The 15,542-nt window shown below is 70.5% G+C and carries 14 protein-coding genes and 1 pseudogene; 7 read left to right on the forward strand and 8 right to left on the reverse strand.

Going from position 1 to position 15,542, the window contains the following annotated elements:
* The first annotated feature begins 5 nt into the window (after window positions 1-5).
* From EOINJALH_RS05015 to EOINJALH_RS05035, 5 genes are all read left to right on the forward strand, one after another.
* Entirely contained in the window at window positions 6-2,597 is a 2,592-nt protein-coding gene (locus EOINJALH_RS05015; RefSeq protein ID WP_088279222.1) for a PAS domain S-box protein, read from the forward strand.
* Window positions 2,594-3,220, forward strand: a complete 627-nt coding sequence (locus EOINJALH_RS05020) for a response regulator transcription factor (protein WP_088279223.1) — start codon at window positions 2,594-2,596, stop codon at window positions 3,218-3,220. Before EOINJALH_RS05015 ends, EOINJALH_RS05020 begins: the two co-directional genes overlap by 4 nt.
* Before the next feature lie 67 nt (window positions 3,221-3,287).
* Window positions 3,288-4,145 (forward strand): bifunctional methylenetetrahydrofolate dehydrogenase/methenyltetrahydrofolate cyclohydrolase FolD, encoded by an 858-nt coding sequence (gene folD, locus EOINJALH_RS05025; RefSeq protein ID WP_088279224.1) that lies wholly within the window; start codon window positions 3,288-3,290, stop codon window positions 4,143-4,145.
* Between the two features lie 35 nt (window positions 4,146-4,180).
* A complete protein-coding gene (locus EOINJALH_RS05030; protein WP_088279225.1) occupies window positions 4,181-6,256 on the forward strand; it encodes a M3 family metallopeptidase in 2,076 nt (691 codons plus the stop codon).
* A 58-nt stretch (window positions 6,257-6,314) separates the two neighbouring features.
* Window positions 6,315-6,956, forward strand: coding sequence for a glutaredoxin family protein (locus EOINJALH_RS05035; protein ID WP_088279226.1), 642 nt, complete (start codon window positions 6,315-6,317; stop codon window positions 6,954-6,956).
* Between the two features lie 21 nt (window positions 6,957-6,977).
* Here EOINJALH_RS05035 and EOINJALH_RS05040 read toward each other — a convergent pair whose 3' ends face one another.
* The 3 genes from EOINJALH_RS05040 to EOINJALH_RS33445 form a co-directional block, all read right to left on the reverse strand.
* Window positions 6,978-8,201: an MFS transporter gene (locus EOINJALH_RS05040; RefSeq protein ID WP_234413660.1), complete on the reverse strand. Its 1,224-nt coding sequence runs from the start codon at window positions 8,199-8,201 to the stop codon at window positions 6,978-6,980.
* The gene (gene rmuC, locus EOINJALH_RS05045) at window positions 8,194-9,588 is read right to left on the reverse strand and encodes a DNA recombination protein RmuC (protein ID WP_088279227.1); all 1,395 of its coding nucleotides are present in this window, start codon (window positions 9,586-9,588) and stop codon (window positions 8,194-8,196) included. The genes EOINJALH_RS05040 and rmuC overlap by 8 nt, the downstream gene beginning before the upstream one ends.
* Before the next feature lie 112 nt (window positions 9,589-9,700).
* The gene (locus EOINJALH_RS33445; protein WP_404872732.1) at window positions 9,701-9,826 is read right to left on the reverse strand and encodes a hypothetical protein; all 126 of its coding nucleotides are present in this window, start codon (window positions 9,824-9,826) and stop codon (window positions 9,701-9,703) included.
* On the opposite strand from EOINJALH_RS33445, the pseudogene EOINJALH_RS33450 reads away from it, so the two are divergent.
* A pseudogene (locus EOINJALH_RS33450) lies at window positions 9,800-9,871 on the forward strand (hypothetical protein); the annotation flags it as partial. The gene EOINJALH_RS33445 and the pseudogene EOINJALH_RS33450 overlap by 27 nt on opposite strands.
* Before the next feature lie 127 nt (window positions 9,872-9,998).
* Here the strand turns inward: EOINJALH_RS33450 and EOINJALH_RS05055 are convergent.
* The 4 genes from EOINJALH_RS05055 to EOINJALH_RS05070 all read right to left on the reverse strand — a co-directional run bounded on the left by EOINJALH_RS05055 (window position 9,999) and on the right by EOINJALH_RS05070 (window position 13,886).
* On the reverse strand, window positions 9,999-11,006 hold the full coding sequence (locus tag EOINJALH_RS05055; protein ID WP_088279228.1) for a D-glycerate dehydrogenase: 1,008 nt from the start codon (window positions 11,004-11,006) through the stop codon (window positions 9,999-10,001).
* Entirely contained in the window at window positions 11,003-12,367 is a 1,365-nt protein-coding gene (locus EOINJALH_RS05060) for a citrate transporter (RefSeq protein WP_199873157.1), read from the reverse strand. Before EOINJALH_RS05060 ends, EOINJALH_RS05055 begins: the two co-directional genes overlap by 4 nt.
* Window positions 12,368-12,462: 95 nt before the next feature.
* Window positions 12,463-12,906: a thioesterase family protein gene (locus EOINJALH_RS05065; RefSeq protein WP_088279229.1), complete on the reverse strand. Its 444-nt coding sequence runs from the start codon at window positions 12,904-12,906 to the stop codon at window positions 12,463-12,465.
* Complete coding sequence (locus tag EOINJALH_RS05070) at window positions 12,903-13,886, reverse strand: histone deacetylase (protein WP_088279230.1); 984 nt, start codon at window positions 13,884-13,886, stop codon at window positions 12,903-12,905. Before EOINJALH_RS05070 ends, EOINJALH_RS05065 begins: the two co-directional genes overlap by 4 nt.
* A gap of 177 nt (window positions 13,887-14,063) precedes the next feature.
* Here EOINJALH_RS05070 and phaP point away from each other — a divergent pair, with 177 nt between their 5' ends.
* Window positions 14,064-14,618 (forward strand): TIGR01841 family phasin, encoded by a 555-nt coding sequence (gene phaP / locus EOINJALH_RS05075; RefSeq protein ID WP_088279234.1) that lies wholly within the window; start codon window positions 14,064-14,066, stop codon window positions 14,616-14,618.
* A 173-nt stretch (window positions 14,619-14,791) separates the two neighbouring features.
* Here phaP and EOINJALH_RS05080 read toward each other — a convergent pair.
* Window positions 14,792-15,542 (reverse strand): patatin-like phospholipase family protein (locus EOINJALH_RS05080; RefSeq protein ID WP_088279231.1); only part of this gene is annotated, 751 nt, incomplete at its 5' end.

Raw genomic sequence — 15,542 nt, forward strand, 5'->3', positions numbered from 1 at the left:
GAGCCATGAACCCCCGCAAGCCCGGACTGGTCACCCATGCCACGGAGGCCGGCCGGCGATTGCTCGGCCGCTGGTGGCGACGCCAATCGCCGGCCCGGCAGGACCGCTTCGCCACGCTGGGTCCGCTGGTGTCGGTGCTGCTCTTCCTGGCGGCGATCATCTCGGCCTTCTGGTACCTGCGCAACGAGGAGGTTGAACGCGAGGCCGAGGCCGTCAAGCGCGACGTCGAGATCGCGCAGCAGCAGATCCGCCTGCGGCTGATCGAGAACCAGGAACAACTGGTGCGACTGGTGCGCGAGAACCTGACCCGCGAGCAGGACACCGCCGACTTCCAGCGCCTGGCCGCCAGCTTCGCCGCCGAGCGCCCCGAGGTGCTCAAGCTCACCTGGTTCGACGCACAGAAGAACGTGCGCGGCCAGTACGCGCTGTACGACTCACGCGACGAGAGCAGCCCCGTGGCAGGCAGCGCCAGCGCACCGCCCGCCGCCTCGGGGGTGCGCACGGAATCGGACTGGGCCTTCATCACGCTGCGCGACCTGCGCCAACCGGTGTACTCGCGGCCCTTCCAGAACGCCGAGCGGGCCATGGTCTTCCAGGTGCACGTGCCATTGATCGAGCGCGGCCACTTCGGCGGCGCCCTGGTGGCCGACATCGGCATCGACGCGCTGCTGCGGCACCTGGTGCCGGTGGACGTCACGCGCCGCCACCCGGTGGCGGTGATCGACGAGCGCGAGCAGTTGCTGGCCAGCTCGGTCACGCCGATGCCGGGGCCCCGGACTCGGCGCGCTTCCATCGTCCACGACGTACCTCTCACCCCCGCGGCCAACGGCCTGGTGCTGCGCGGCACCGGCTACCGCACCTCGGCCGGCCTGGTCGGCAACACGCTGTTCTGGATGGTGGTGGCGTTGTCGGCGCTGACCGTGTGGATGCTGCTGGGCACCTGGCGGCACATGCGCCGGCGCTCGCAGATCCAGGGCGCGCTGGTGCAGGAGACCAACTTCCGCCGGGCGATGGAGAACTCCATGCTCACCGGCATGCGCGCGCTCGACCTCGAGGGCCGCGTGACCTACGTCAATCCGGCGTTTTGCGCGATGACCGGATTCACCGAAGGCGAGCTCATCGGCCGCCTACCGCCCTACCCCTACTGGCCGCACGACCGCATCGACGAGAACGCCCGGCTGCTGCAGCAGGAACTGCAGGGCCGCAGCCCGGCCGGCGGCATCGAGGTCAAGGTGATGCGCAAGAACGGCACGCTGTTCGACGCCCGCATGTACGTGTCGCCGCTGGTCGATTCGCGCAGCCAGCAGACCGGCTGGATGACGTCGATGACCAACATCACCGAGGCCAAGCGCATCCGCGACCAGCTCTCGGCGTCGCACGAACGCTTCACCACCGTGCTGGAGGGCCTGGACGCCGCGGTGTCGGTGCTGTCGGTGCAGCATGGCGAACTGCTGTTCGCCAACCGCTCGTACCGCCTGTGGTTCGGCGCCGATTCGCGCGGCCACGCGCTGCTGGCCAGCGGCACCGGCCCGGCCCTGCCGGTGGCCACCGACCGCGACGAGTCGGTCGACGGCCTGTCGGGCCTGCCCACGCAGGAACTCACCGCCATGGGCGCCAACCCCCGTGAGATCTATGCCCATGCGCTGGACAAGTGGTTCGATGTGCGCTCGCGCTACCTGCAGTGGACCGACGGGCGGCTGGCGCAGATGCTGATCGCCACCGACGTCACCGCCCGCCGCCGCGCCGAGGAGCAGGCCGCCCAGCAGGCCGAGAAGGCGCAGGTGTCGAGCCGGCTGATCACCATGGGCGAGATGGCCTCGTCGGTGGCGCACGAGCTGAACCAGCCGCTCACCGCCATCACCAACTATTGCAGCGGCATGGTCTCGCGCGTCAAGGCCGAGACGATCGACCGCGACGCGCTGATCACGGCGCTGGAGAAGACCGCCCGCCAGGCCGAGCGCGCCGGGCAGATCATCCACCGCATCCGCGCCTTCGTGAAGAAGAGCGAACCGCAGCGCCAGCCGGCCCATGCGCACGACATCGTCGAGGACGCGGTCGAACTCGCCAGCATCGAGCTGCGCCGGCGCAACGTGGCCATCCACCAGTACGTCGCCCAGCACCTGCCGCAGCTGCGCTGCGACCCGATCCTGGTCGAGCAGGTGCTGCTCAATCTCCTGAAGAACGCCGCCGAGGCCATCGACAGCGCCAAGCTGCCGCCGTCGCGCCGGCACATCGAGCTGCGCGTGATCCCGAGGCACACCCCGGATGAGGGGGGCGTGATCGAGTTCAGCGTCACCGACATGGGCCCCGGGCTGCCCGAAGAAGTGCTGGCGCGCCTGTACGAGGCCTTCTTCTCGACCAAGGCCGAGGGCATGGGCATCGGCCTGTCGCTGTGCCGCTCGATCATCGAGTCGCACCGGGGCCGGATCAGGGGCCAGAACCTCTACAATGGCGACACCGTGGCGGGGTGTCGTTTCGCCTTCACCCTGCCCGTTGAAACCCACGCGCGGCACGAGGAGACCACGCGGCCCGCAGCAGTACACAACGAGGCCGCGCTCGACGCCGATAACACCCCCGCAGCGAAGACCACCCCATGAGCCTGATCCCCAAGAAAGGCACGGTCTACGTCGTCGACGACGACGAAGCCGTGCGCGACTCCCTGCAATGGCTGCTGGAGGGCAAGGACTACCGCGTCAAGTGCTTCGACTCGGCCGAATCCTTCCTCTCGCGCTTCGACCCTCGCGAGGTCGCCTGCCTGATCGCCGACATCCGCATGGACGGCATGAGCGGGCTCGAACTGCAGGACCGCCTGCTCGAGCGCAAGAGCCCGCTGCCGGTGGTCTTCATCACCGGCCACGGCGACGTGCCGATGGCCGTCACCACGATGAAGAAGGGCGCGATGGACTTCATCGAGAAGCCCTTCAAGGAAGACGACCTGCTCGGCCTCGTCGAGCGCATGCTCGACCAGGCCCGGTCGGCCTTCAGCCAGCACCAGGAGCAGGCCAGCCGCGACGCCCTCTTGTCTCGCCTGACCACCCGCGAGGCCCAGGTGCTCGAGCGCATCGTGGCCGGCCGGCTGAACAAGCAGATCGCCGACGACCTGGGCATCAGCATCAAGACGGTCGAGGCGCACCGCGCCAACATCATGGAAAAGTTGAACGCCAACACCGTGGCCGACCTGCTCAAGATCGCGCTCGGCGCCAACACCGCCAAGGCCTGACCCGACACCCCCTGCCCTGCCGAGGCCGCTGCCGTTCCAGCGGCCTTTTTCGTTTGTGGAGATCCCGATGCCTGCGCAATTGATCGACGGCACCGCGCTGTCGAAGAAGATCCGATCCGAAGTCGCTGTCCGTGCGGCCGCCCTCACCGCCCGCGGCGTCACGCCGGGGCTGGCCGTGATCCTGGTCGGCGAAGACCCGGCCTCGGCGGTGTACGTGCGCAACAAGGTCAAGGCCTGCCAGGAGCACGGGCTGCATTCGGTGTTCGAGAAGTACGACGCCAGCCTGCCCGAGGCCGACCTTCTGGCCCGGCTGCACGCGCTCAACGTCGACCCCGCCATCCACGGCATCCTGGTGCAGATGCCGCTGCCCCGGCACATCGACCCGCACAAGGTCATCGAGACCATCTCCACCGACAAGGACGTCGACGGCTACTCGGTGCGCAGCGCCGGCGACCTGATGGCCGGGCTGCCGGGCTTCCGCCCCTGCACGCCCTACGGCTGCATGAAGCTGATCGAGTCCACCGGCGTGCCGCTCAAGGGCAGGCACGCGGTGGTCATCGGCCGCAGCAACACCGTGGGCAAGCCGATGGCCCTGCTGCTGCTGCAAGCCAATGCCACCGTCACCGTGTGCCACAGCGCCACCGCCGACATCGGCGCCCACACGCGGCAGGCCGACGTGGTGGTGGTGGCCGTGGGTCGCCGCAACACGCTGACGGCCGACATGGTCAAGCCCGGCGCCATCGTCGTCGACGTCGGCATGAACCGCGACGACGCCGGCAAGCTGTGCGGCGACGTGGACTTCGCCGCCGTGCGCGACGTGGCCGGCTGGATCACCCCGGTGCCCGGTGGGGTCGGGCCGATGACGATCACAATGTTGCTCGTCAACACCCTCGAATCCGCCGAGCGGGCGGCAGGTCGGGCGTAGCCCGCCGCCACCACGCCACCATCACTGCCGCGACGATGAACAACCCCCTGCTGACCGCGCTCGAACTGCCGGCGTTTTCCGACATCCGGCCCGAGCACGTCACCCCGGCACTCGACGTGCTGCTGCCCGAGGCACAGGCCGCGGTGGAGCGCGCCGTCGGTGCCGCCGTCCCCGCCGAGTACGAGCCGCTGTCGGCCGCGCTCGACGTGCCGCTCGAGCGGCTGTCGCGCGCCTGGCGCGCGGTGTCGCACCTCAACGCCGTGGCCAACACGCCCGAACTTCGCGAGGCCTACAACGCCAACCTGGCGCGGGTCACCGAGTTCTACACCACGCTCGGTGCCGACGAACGGCTCTATGCCAAGTACAAGGCCGTGGCGCAGCAGGGCCAGGGCCTGAGCGCCCCGCGCCGCCGGGCGCTGGACAACGCCATGCGCGACTTCGTGCTGTCCGGGGCCGAGCTGCAGGGCGCCGCACGCGAGCGCTTCGCGGCCATCCAGGCGCGCAGCGCCGAAGTGACGCAACGCTACTCCGAGCACGTGCTCGATGCCACCGATGGCTTTGCGCTGATCGCCACCGACGCGCAGATGGCCGGCGTGCCCGCCGACGTGCGCCAAGCCGCCCGCGCGGCCGCCGAGGCCGCGGGCGCCGAGGGCTACAAGCTCACCCTGCACATGCCCAGCTGGATGCCGGTGATGCAGTACGCCCACGACCGCGGCCTGCGCGAATCAATGTACCGCGCCTACTTCACCCGCGCCAGTGAACAAGGCCCTGCCGAGCACGACAACAGCCCGCTGATGAGCGAGATCCTGCTGCTGCGCCAGGAAGAGGCCGCGCTGCTGGGCCACGCCAGCTTCGCCGAACTGTCGCTGGTGCCCAAGATGGCGCAGTCGCCCGCGCAAGTGACCGAGTTCCTGCGCGACCTGGCACGCCGCGCCCGGCCACACGCCGAGCGCGACTTCGACGAGATGCGCGCCTTTGCCGCCGAGCGCCTGGGCCTGGCCGACCTGCAGCCCTGGGACCTGTACTACGTCTCCGAGAAGCTCAAGGAAGAACGCTACGCCTTCAGCGAGCAGGAGGTGAAGCAGTACTTCACCGAGCCGCGCGTGCTCGAGGGCCTGTTCCGTCTCATCGAGACGCTGTTCGAGGTGAGCATCCGCCCCGACAGCGCCTCGGTGTGGCACGACTCGGTGCGCTTCTACCGCATCGAGCGCAGCCAGGGCGGCGGCCTGCCGCCGCAGCTGGTGGGGCAGTTCTACCTCGACCCGCATGCCCGCCCGGGCAAGCGCCCCGGCGCCTGGATGGACGAAGTGCGCAGCCGCTGGCTGCGGCCCGACGCCCCCGCCATGCCGGGCCGCGCGGTGCAGACGCCAGTCGCTCAGCTGGTGTGCAACTTCGCACCGCCGGTGGTGCAGGCCGACGGCGCCGAACGGCCGGCCCTGCTGACGCATGACGACGTCATCACGCTGTTCCATGAGTTCGGCCACGGCCTGCACCACCTGCTCACGCAGGTGGACGACCTGGCCGTCTCCGGCATCTCGGGCGTCGAATGGGACGCCGTCGAGCTGCCCAGCCAGTTCATGGAGAACTTCGCCTGGGAATGGGAGGTGATCTCGCGCATGACCTCGCACGTCGACACCGGTGTGCCGCTGCCCCGCGAACTGTTCGACCGCATGCTGGCCGCGCGCAACTTCCAGAGCGGCCTGCAGACGCTGCGGCAGATCGAGTACGCGCTGTTCGACATGCGCCTGCACAACGAGGCCGATGCGCCCGGGCGCATCCAGGCCGTCGTCGACGAGGTGCGGGCCGAGGTGGCGGTGATCGTGCCGCCGCCGTACAACCGCTTCCAGCACACCTTCTCGCACATCTTCGCCGGCGGCTACGCGGCCGGCTACTACAGCTACAAGTGGGCCGAAGTGCTGTCGGCCGATGCCTATGCCGCCTTCGAGGAGGCCGGCGTGTTCGACGCCGAGACAGGGCGCCGCTACCGCCGCGAGATCCTCGAGGCCGGTGGCAGCCGCGCGGCGATGGACAGCTTCAAGGCGTTCCGGGGCCGAGAGCCGCAGATCGACGCGTTGTTGCGCCACCAGGGCATGAGTGCGATCGTGCCTTGAGGTCGGTCCCCGGCTGCTCTACATTCAGTCCACGCCGCCCGATCTGTCTCCCCGCCGAATGACCACCGCCCGCCGCCTCCAGTACCGATCCCTGCTGCTTGCACTGGCCCTGGGTGCCGGCGCCTTCGCGGCGCAGGCCCAGTACAAGGTGGTCGGACCCGACGGCAGCGTCACCTACACCGACCGGGCGCCATCGCCGTCGGCCGGCGGCAAGGTGTCGACCGTGCGGCGCGATGGCACCGTGGTGGCGGCACCGTCAGCGGTGGCCCAGGCGCCGCTGCCGCTGGAACTGCGCCAGGCTGCGGCGCGCTTCCCGGTCACCCTCTACACCTCGGCCGATTGCGCGCCCTGCGACAGCGCCCGCCGCCTGCTGCGCACGCGCGGCATCCCCTTCACCGAACGCACCGTTTCCGACGACGCCGACGGCGAGGCATTGGCACGTCTCAGCAACGGACGCACCGTGCCCACGCTCACCGTCGGTGCCCAGGTGCTGCGGGGCTACGCCGAGACCGAGTGGCAATCCACCTTCGACCTGGCCGGCTACCCGCGCGAGTCGCGCCTGCCGCGTGACTACGCGCCGCCGTCGCCGACGCCGCTGGTGGCCAAGGCGCCCGACGCGCCACCCACCGTGGTCGTGTCGCCCGAGCCGCGGCCGGTGGCCGAGCCACCCCCGCCCGCCGAACCAGCCATCCGGTTCTGACCGGGCGCCGGTCGCGCCGGCTCAGCCGGCGCTGTCGTGCGGCCGCTCGAAGGCCCGCTTCAGCCCACGCGCCGGCCAACTGCCCGCGCCCACCGCTGCGCCCATGATCCAGAACATGACGCCCGGCCCCAGCGCGGTGCCGGCCAGTCCGAAGGCCAGCGGCATGATGCTGCTCGAGGCATTGATGGCCATCGAGCGGAAGGCGATCACCTCGCCGTGGCGGTTGTCCGGCGTGAGCTGGTGCAGCGTCGACATGATCATCGGCTGCACCGCCCCCAGCGTCAGCCCCAGCAGCGTGGCGCACAGCCCCATCAGCCAGGGCGTGCCGGCGAACGGGTAGGCGGCAAACACCAGGCCGGTCAGCACCATGGCCGTGCGCAACACCGCCACCTCGTCGAGCCGGTGCGCGAGCAGCGGGATGACGAAGCGCACCAGCGTCACCGCCAGCGTGAAGGTGCCCAGCACCAGGCCGATCGTCGACGCCGGGTAGCTGCGCGCATGCCCCAGCACCGGCACCGCGAAGCTGTGCACGTCCCAGCTGGCCGACAGCAGCCAGTTGACGAACAGCAGGCGCTTCAGGCCAGGCACGGCCAGCAGGTCCCAGGCCCGGCCGCGCGGCGCGGCCTGCGCGGGGTCGACCCGCCCGGCCTCCTTCGGCACCCCGCGCGCGAAGACCAGCGAGGTGAGCGGCAGCACCATCATCACCGCATAGGCCCAGGCATAGCCGGCGCCGTCGATGACGAAGCCAGCCACCACCGGCCCCACCACGTTGGCGAGCGAGGGCGCCATGCCCAGCCAGCTGAACACGCGCAGCCGCTCGGTGGACGTGGTGACCAGTTGCCCGGCGGTGCGCTGGATGGCGATGAGACCGACATTGGTGCCCACGCCCGACGCCGCCGCGCCCACGCACAACAGGCCAAAGCGCCACGGGTCGGGCAGCCAGCAGGCCACCACCGCCAGCGCGGCGCCGCCTGTCGTCAGCGCCACGGCCAGGTGCACCGGGCGGTGGTAGCCGTGGCGGTCGGCCATGCGGCCGGCGCCCATCGCGGTGAGCACCGGCAGCGCCGCGAACAGCGCCAGCAGCAGACCCACGGCCCAAGCCTCGTGGCCCGCCTGCAGGGCCTGCAGCGGTGCCGCCATGCGCTGCCCGGCCATGGCCGAATGCAGCATCAGTTGGCCGAAGATCAGCGACAGCAGCAGCCGCCGACCGCCCCCCGCGCGGGGCGCCGCCCATGGCTCAGCCACGGGCGCCTTCGGCCTCGTCGTCAAGCGCGGCGGGCTCGTCCAGGCCCGGCAGCAGCGCCTGCGCGCGGTGCTCGGGCAGGGCCTCGACACCGCGCAGCTGCCGGGCCATCGCCCGCGTGCGCACGGCCGCCGAATCGATGGTGCTGCTGGCCTCGTCGAGCTTCTTCTTGGTCTTGGCCAGCACGTCGCCGAACTTGGCGAACTCGGTCTTCACCGCGCCCAGCACCTGCCACACCTCGGCACTGCGCTGCTCGAGTGCCAGCGTGCGAAAGCCCATCTGCAGGCTCGACAGCGTGGCCAGCAGCGTGGTCGGGCCGGCCAGCATGATGCGGTGCTCGCGCTGCAGCGCCTCGACCAGCCCCGGGCGGCGCAGCGCCTCGGCGTACAGGCCCTCGGTGGGCACGAACAGGATGCCGAAGTCGGTGGTGTGCGGTGCGGCAACGTACTTTTCCTGGATGCTGCGGGCCTCGGCGCGCAGCCGCACCTCGATGGCCTTCGCGGCCAGTTCGGCGGCGGGCGCATCGGCGCGCTCCTGCGCGTCGAGCAGGCGCTCGTGGTCCTCGCGCGGGAACTTGGCATCGATCGGCAGCCACAGCGGCGCACCGTCGTCGCGCCGGCCCGGCAGGCGGATGGCGAACTCCACCCGCTGGCCGCTGCCCGGCACGGTCTCGACGTTGCGCGCGTACTGGTCTGGCGTGAACACCTGCTCCAGCAGCCCGGCCAGCTGCACCTCGCCGTAGATGCCGCGTGACTTGACGTTGGTGAGCACGCGGTGCAGCGAACCCACGTCGCGCGCCAGCGCCTGCATCTCGCCCAGGCCCTTGTGCACCTGCTCCAGCCGGTCGGCCACCTGCTTGAAGCTCTCGCCCAGGCGCTGCTCGAGCGTGGCGTGCAGCTTCTCGTCCACCGTGGCACGCATCTGCTCGAGCTTCTTCTCGTTGCCCTCCTGCAGCGCGGCCAGGCGCCCTTCCACCGCCACGCGCACCTCGCCCAGACGGCGTTCGTTCGATTCGGTCAGCGTGCGCAACTGCTCGGCCAGCTGGGTGGTGGCCGTGTGCAGCGACTGCGCCACCACCTGCTGCATCGTGGCCAGCTGGGTGCGGAAGGAATCGATCTGCTCGTTCTGCGTGCGCGCCACGTCGCCGCTTTGCGTGAGCAGCGACTGCTGCATCAGTGTGAGCGCCGCAGCCAGCTCCTGGCGCGTGCCGCGGGCGCTGTCCTGCAGGTCACGCTGCAAGCGCTCGGCCTCGCGTCGCGAACCCTCGGCCAGCGAATCGCCCAGCGCGCGCAGTGCGTCGGCGGTGGCCCGGTCGGGCCGACGCAGCAGCAGCCACAGCAACAGCACCACGATGAGCACCAGCAGTGCCGGCACGAGCCATTCGACCATTGGCCGATTGTCTCAGCAGGCCGCGCACCGGCCGGCCCGGCCGGGCCATCGGATCGTCGGCCGGCGCAGGTTCAATGGCGCCATGGTCGACACCGACATGCCGCGCCGCCCCTCACCGTCGGCAGCCACCATTGCGCTGGCCGGCCTGCTCGCGCTCGCGGTGGCCATGGGCATCGGCCGCTTCGCCTTCACGCCGTTGATGCTGCTGATGATGCGCGATGGCCTCATCGATGCCCATGGCGGCGCGCGGCTGGCGGCGGCCAACTGCGCCGGCTACCTGGTGGGCGCCCTCACCGCCGCCGCGGCCTGGGCGGCATCGACACCGCGCTGGCGCTGGCCACCGCGCTGCTGCTGGGCCCCGCCGCCTGGCTGTGGCAAAGCCGGTTCCCTGCGCCCGCCGCCCGCCCGGGCTAAGGCGTCGGCGCCGACAACACCTGCGGATTCAACGCCGTCGGCGGCCGCCCGGCGTGCGGACCGCAGCCCAGGGCCGCGATCAGGTTGTCGGCCGCCAGGTCGGCCATCGCGCGCCGAGTGGCGACGCTGGCGCTGGCGATGTGCGGCGTGAGCACCACGTTGGGCACGGTGAGCAGGTCGGGGTGCAGTTTCGGCTCGCCCTCGAACACGTCGAGGCCGGCCGCCGCGATGCGTCCCGCCCGCAGCGCCGCAGCCAGCGCCGCGTCGTCGACCACGCCGCCACGGGCGATGTTGGTCAGCGTGGCGGTGGGCTTCATCGAGGCCAGTTCTGTCGCTCCGATCAGGTGATGGGACGCGGGCGAGTACGGCACCACGATCACCAGGTGATCGCACTCGCGCAGCAGCGTCGCCTTGTCCACCCAGCGCGCGCCGAGCTGCTGCTCGATGGCCGCGTCGAGCCGCGACCGGTTGTGGTAGAGCACCGGCATGCCGAAGCCCAGCGCGCCGCGCCGCGCGATGGCCTGGCCGATGCGGCCCATGCCCAGCACGCCGAGCGTGGCGCCGTGCACCTCGGCACCGGCGAACATGTCGAACGACCACTTCGTCCACCGGCCGGCGCGCAGGAAATGCTCGCTCTCGGTGATGCGCCGGGCCGTGGCCATCATCAGCGCAAAGCCGAAGTCGGCGGTGGTCTCGGTGAGCACGTCGGGCGTGTTGCTGGCCAGCACGCCGCGGGCGGTGCAGGCGTCGAGGTCGATGTTGTTGTAGCCCACCGCCATGTTGCAGACGGCGCGCAGCTGCGGGTGGGCGTCGAGCAGCGCGGCATCGATGCGCTCGCTGCCCGTGATGAAGGCCCCGGCCTTGCCCTGCAGGCGGGCCGACAGTTCGGCCGCCGACCAGACGGTGTCGTCGGGGTTCGACTCGACCTCGAAGTGCTGCGCCAGGCGGGCCAGCACCTCCGGGAACACACCGCGGGCAACGAGGACAGCCGGACGCGTCGTCATGGCTTCGCTCCCGCCGCCGGCGCCACCATGGCCGCTGGCGTGGCGGACGCCGCACCCGGCTTGATCGGGTGCGGATGCCAGCCCACCAGCGCCACCATCACCAGGTAGCCGACGACGTAGCCCACCACCACGTGCCAGCCGCCCTTGATCCAGGCGCCGACCGACCGCGCCTCGGGGTACATGTTCGACAGCGCCACGCCGGCCGACGAGCCGAACCAGATCATCGAGCCACCGAAGCCGACGGCGAAGGCCAGGAAGCCCCAGTCGTAGCCGTCCTGGCGGATCGCCAGTGCCGTGAGCGGGATGTTGTCGAACACCGCCGAGACGAAACCCAGGCCCATGGCCGTGGGCCACGACGGCGACGGCAGCTTGTCCACCGGCATCAGCGAGGCACACCACACCAGCGACAGCAGGAAGATGCTGCCCTTGAAGGCGCCGGGCAGCAGGCTCCACTGCGGCGCGCGGATCGGCGCACTGGCCAGCAGCGCCAGCATCACCGCGGTGCCGATGACAGGGAAGTGGTCGAGCATCGCCACGTTGTTGAGGTTGAACCAGAGGTTGGCGCCGACGGCCGACGCCAGGATGATGCCCACCACGGCCAGGCGGCCATACTCGACGTGCACGCCGGGCGTGTCGTCTTTCTGGATCGGCTGGAACGCATGCTGCTGCTTCGCCGCAAAGTAGCCGAAGATCATCAGCGCCACGATGCCACCGACATAGGCCTCCAGCACCCACAGCGGGCTGGCGCCGGCGATCCACATCATCGTGGTCGTGGTGTCGCCGACCACGCTGCCGGCGCCGCCGGCATTGGACGCGGCGACGATGGCCGCCAGGTAGCCGATGTGCACGCGGTGCTGGAACAGCACGCCGGCCATCGTGCCGCCGATCATCGCGGCGGCGATGTTGTCGAGGAACCCGGACATGATGAACACGCCGACCAGGAGCACGAAGCCCCCTTTCCAGTCGTCGGGCAGCAGGTGCGGCAACACCTCGGGCAGGCGGCTTTTCTCGAAGTGGTCGGCCAGCAGCGCAAAGCCCAGCAGCAGGCCCAGCAGGTTGGCCAGCGTCACCCACTCGTGGCCAAAGTGGCCGGCCAGGCCGGCCAGCCCCGGGCCTGCCTTGAAGCCAGTGAACAGCAACTGGTAGATCGAGATGACCACGGCACCGGTCAACGCCACCTTGAGCGTGTGGTGGTGGAACAGCGCCACGCCCAGCAACACCAGCGCGAAGAGCATGAAGTCGACCGGTACGCCGGCCACCGCGGGCCCGGACACCGAGGCGCCCGCCGCGAGGGCCAGGCCCGGCTCGGCCGCGGCCAGCAGGCACAGGCCGCGCGCGGCCCGACGAATGGATGCGTTCATGGTCTCCTCTGTTGGTCTTCGCGACGGCGCGCTGGTGGGCCCGTCGGGTGGCGGATTCTAGGCAGCCGTGCCTGAGGAAAGCCTGAAGATCCTCACTATGCGCCGGGGCCCAGCACCCGCAGCGCCTCGAGCAGCGCGGCCGGCAGTGGCACCGGTTTGCGCGTCGAGCGATCGACGTACACGTGCACGAAATGCCCCGCTGCCGCAGACTGCGCCTGGCCCGGCGCGAACAGGCCGACCTCGTAGCGCACGCTCGACGAGCCGACATGGGCCACGCGCAGGCCCGCCTCCACGTCCTGTGGAAAGGCCAGGGGCGCGAAGTAGTTGCAGTGGGTTTCGACGACCAGGCCGATCACCGCGCCGCCATGGATGTCCAGCGCGCCCGCACCGATCAGGTAGGCGTTGACGGCGGTGTCGAAGAAGCTGTAGTACTGGACGTTGTTGACGTGGCCATAGAGGTCGTTGTCCATCCACCGTGTGGTGATGGTCGAGAAGCGGCGGTAGTGCGCTCGCGATTCGGGGCGGGGACGGTGGCTCATCGCGCGGATTGTTCCAGCGCCGCTGGGCCGGCACTGTCACCCAGGCGCCCGCCGGCCCAGGCCTGCCACGCCGCCTGCGCCAGCTGCACCGTGCGCAGTTGCACCGCCACGGTGGTGGCGATGTCGCGGCCGTAGCCGCCGGCCATGGTCACCGCCACCGGCACGCGCCAGTGCCGCAGCGCCTCGAAGACGCGGCGGTCGCGCTCGGCCAGGCCGGAATCGGTCAGGCGCAGTCGGCCGAGCCGGTCGGCTTCGTGGGGGTCGGCCCCGGCCAGGAAGAAGGCCAGGCCGGGTGCGCCGTCCGCCTGCTGCCGCGCCCAGCCCTCGGCCAGCGCGGCCTCCAGCGCCGCCAGGTAAGGCGTGTCGGTGCAGCCGTCGGGCAGTTCGACGTCGAGGTCGCTGGCTTCCTTGCGGAAGGGAAAGTTGCGCGCGCCATGCAGCGACAGGGTGAACACCGTCGGGTCGTCGCGGAAGATGGCCGCGGTGCCATTGCCCTGGTGCACGTCCAGGTCGATCACCCACACCCGCAGCAGCCGCCGGTCGCGCCGGTGGCTCTCGGCCTGCATCAGCCGCGCGGCCACGGCCACGTCGTTGAACACGCAGTAGCCCGAGCCCTTGTGGGCGTAGGCGTGGTGGGTGCCGCCGCCCAGTTGAGTGGCCACGCCCTCGACCATCGCCGCCCGCGCCGCGGCAATGGTCGCGCCCACCGACCGCCGCGAGCGCTCGACCATGCGCTCGGACCACGGAAAGCCGATCTCTCGCAGCGCGGCCTCGGACAAGGTGCCCTCGGTCACGTCGGTCACGTAGTCGGGTACATGGGCCAGGGCCAGTTCGCCGTCCGTGGCCGGCTCGGGCTCCACCAGGCGCAGCCCGGTGCATTCGGCCATCACCCGCTCGCGCAGCAACTGGTACTTGGGCATCGGAAAGCGATGGCCGGCCGGCAGCGTCGGGGCAAATCGGTCGTGGCAGTACACCAGCATCGTGACGGGCATTCTGCCGAGCACGGCCGTACAGCGCGTTCTAGGAGCCCACCCCTATGTTGTTGCAGCGCAGCAAAAACCGCTTGAAATCTTCCGCGAGGGGCCTATACTTCGCCTCATGTTGCAGTGCAACATAACTGCAGAGAGCACCAACCCACTCATTCATTGGAGATCACCATGTCCTTCCTGACCCCCGAGCAAATCGCCGCCGCCAACAAGGCCAATCTGGAAACCCTGTTCGGCCTGACGAACAAGGCCTTCGAAGGCGTGGAAAAGCTGGTCGAGTTGAACCTGCAAGTCGCCAAGGCCGCCCTGGCCGAGACCGCCGAGAACACCAAGGCCGTTCTGGCCGTCAAGGACGCGCAAGAACTGCTCGCCCTGCAAGCCAGCCTGCTGCAGCCGTCCGCCGAGAAGGCCGCTGCCTACAGCCGCCACGTGTACGACATCGCCGTGTCCACCAACGCCGAAGTCACCAAGGCCGCCGAGCAGCAACTCGCCGACCTGCAGAAGAAGTTCATGTCGGCTGTCGACACCGCCGTCAAGAACGCCCCGGCCGGCAGCGAGAACGCCGTCACGTTGGTCAAGTCGGCCATCAGCGCCGCCAACAACGCCTACGAGAGCGTGCACAAGGCTGCCAAGCAAGCCGCCGACATGGCCGAAGCCAACTTCAACGCCGTGACCACGACCGCCGTCAAGGCCGCTGCCCCGAAGTCGTCGCGCCGCGCCGCCTGATCTTTCGAACACCGTCGGCCGGGGCGCCCTGTCGGGGCCGTGGCCGACCACAAGTTGTCTCCTCGGTACCTCTCGAAATTCGTTTCAAGGTACCTTCAGCCCGGTGGCTTGCCATCGGGCTTTTTTCATTTCTGACCCGCCGATGGCTGCGGGCCGGGTGGCAGCCCCGCCGTTCAGTGCGACAGCGCCGCCAGCCGCTGGCGCAGCAGCGGCAGCGCGGCCAGCGCCGCCTCGCGGCCGGCCTCGATGGCGCGCTTGCGCTGGCTGAAGTCGGCGCTCGACAGCCCGGCCAGCCGCGGCCGCACCACCACGTCAGCGTCCTTCAGTTCCAGGCGGTTGATGCTGCGTCCCATGATCGCGAAGGTCTGCAGCAGCATGCGCATGGCGTCGCCCGTGGGGTTGCCGTCGGGCGCGGTCGAGATGTCCACCGCCAGCACCAGTTCGGCCCCCATCTGCCGCGCAAAGCGCACCGGCACCGGCGACACCAGGCCGCCATCGACATACTCGCGCGCGCCAATGCGCACCGGCTGGAACACCGCCGGCACCGCGCTCGAGGCCCGCACCGCCGCCCCAGGGTCGCCGCGCTGGAACAGCACGGCCTCGCCGCTGTCCAGGTCGGTGGCCACGATGCCCAGCGGCAGGGGCAACTGCTCGATGGTGCGGCCGCCGGTCTGGTCCCGCACGTAGCGGGCCAGCGCCTCGCCACGGATGACGCCTCGGCCGGGGAACGACCAGTCGGTGATCGCCGACTCGTCCATGGCCAGCGCCACCCGGGCCAACTCGTCGCCGCCCTTGCCCGCGGCATACATCGCCGCCACCAGGCTGCCGGCCGAGGTGCCGACGACCAGGTCGGGCCGGATGCGGGCCTCCTCCAACACCTGGATGACGCCGATGTGGGCAAAGCCCCGGGCGGCGGCACGGGGA

It is taken from the genome of Ideonella sp. A 288, from assembly GCF_002198735.1.
In the GTDB taxonomy this organism is placed as follows: Bacteria; Pseudomonadota; Gammaproteobacteria; order Burkholderiales; family Burkholderiaceae_C; genus Pseudaquabacterium.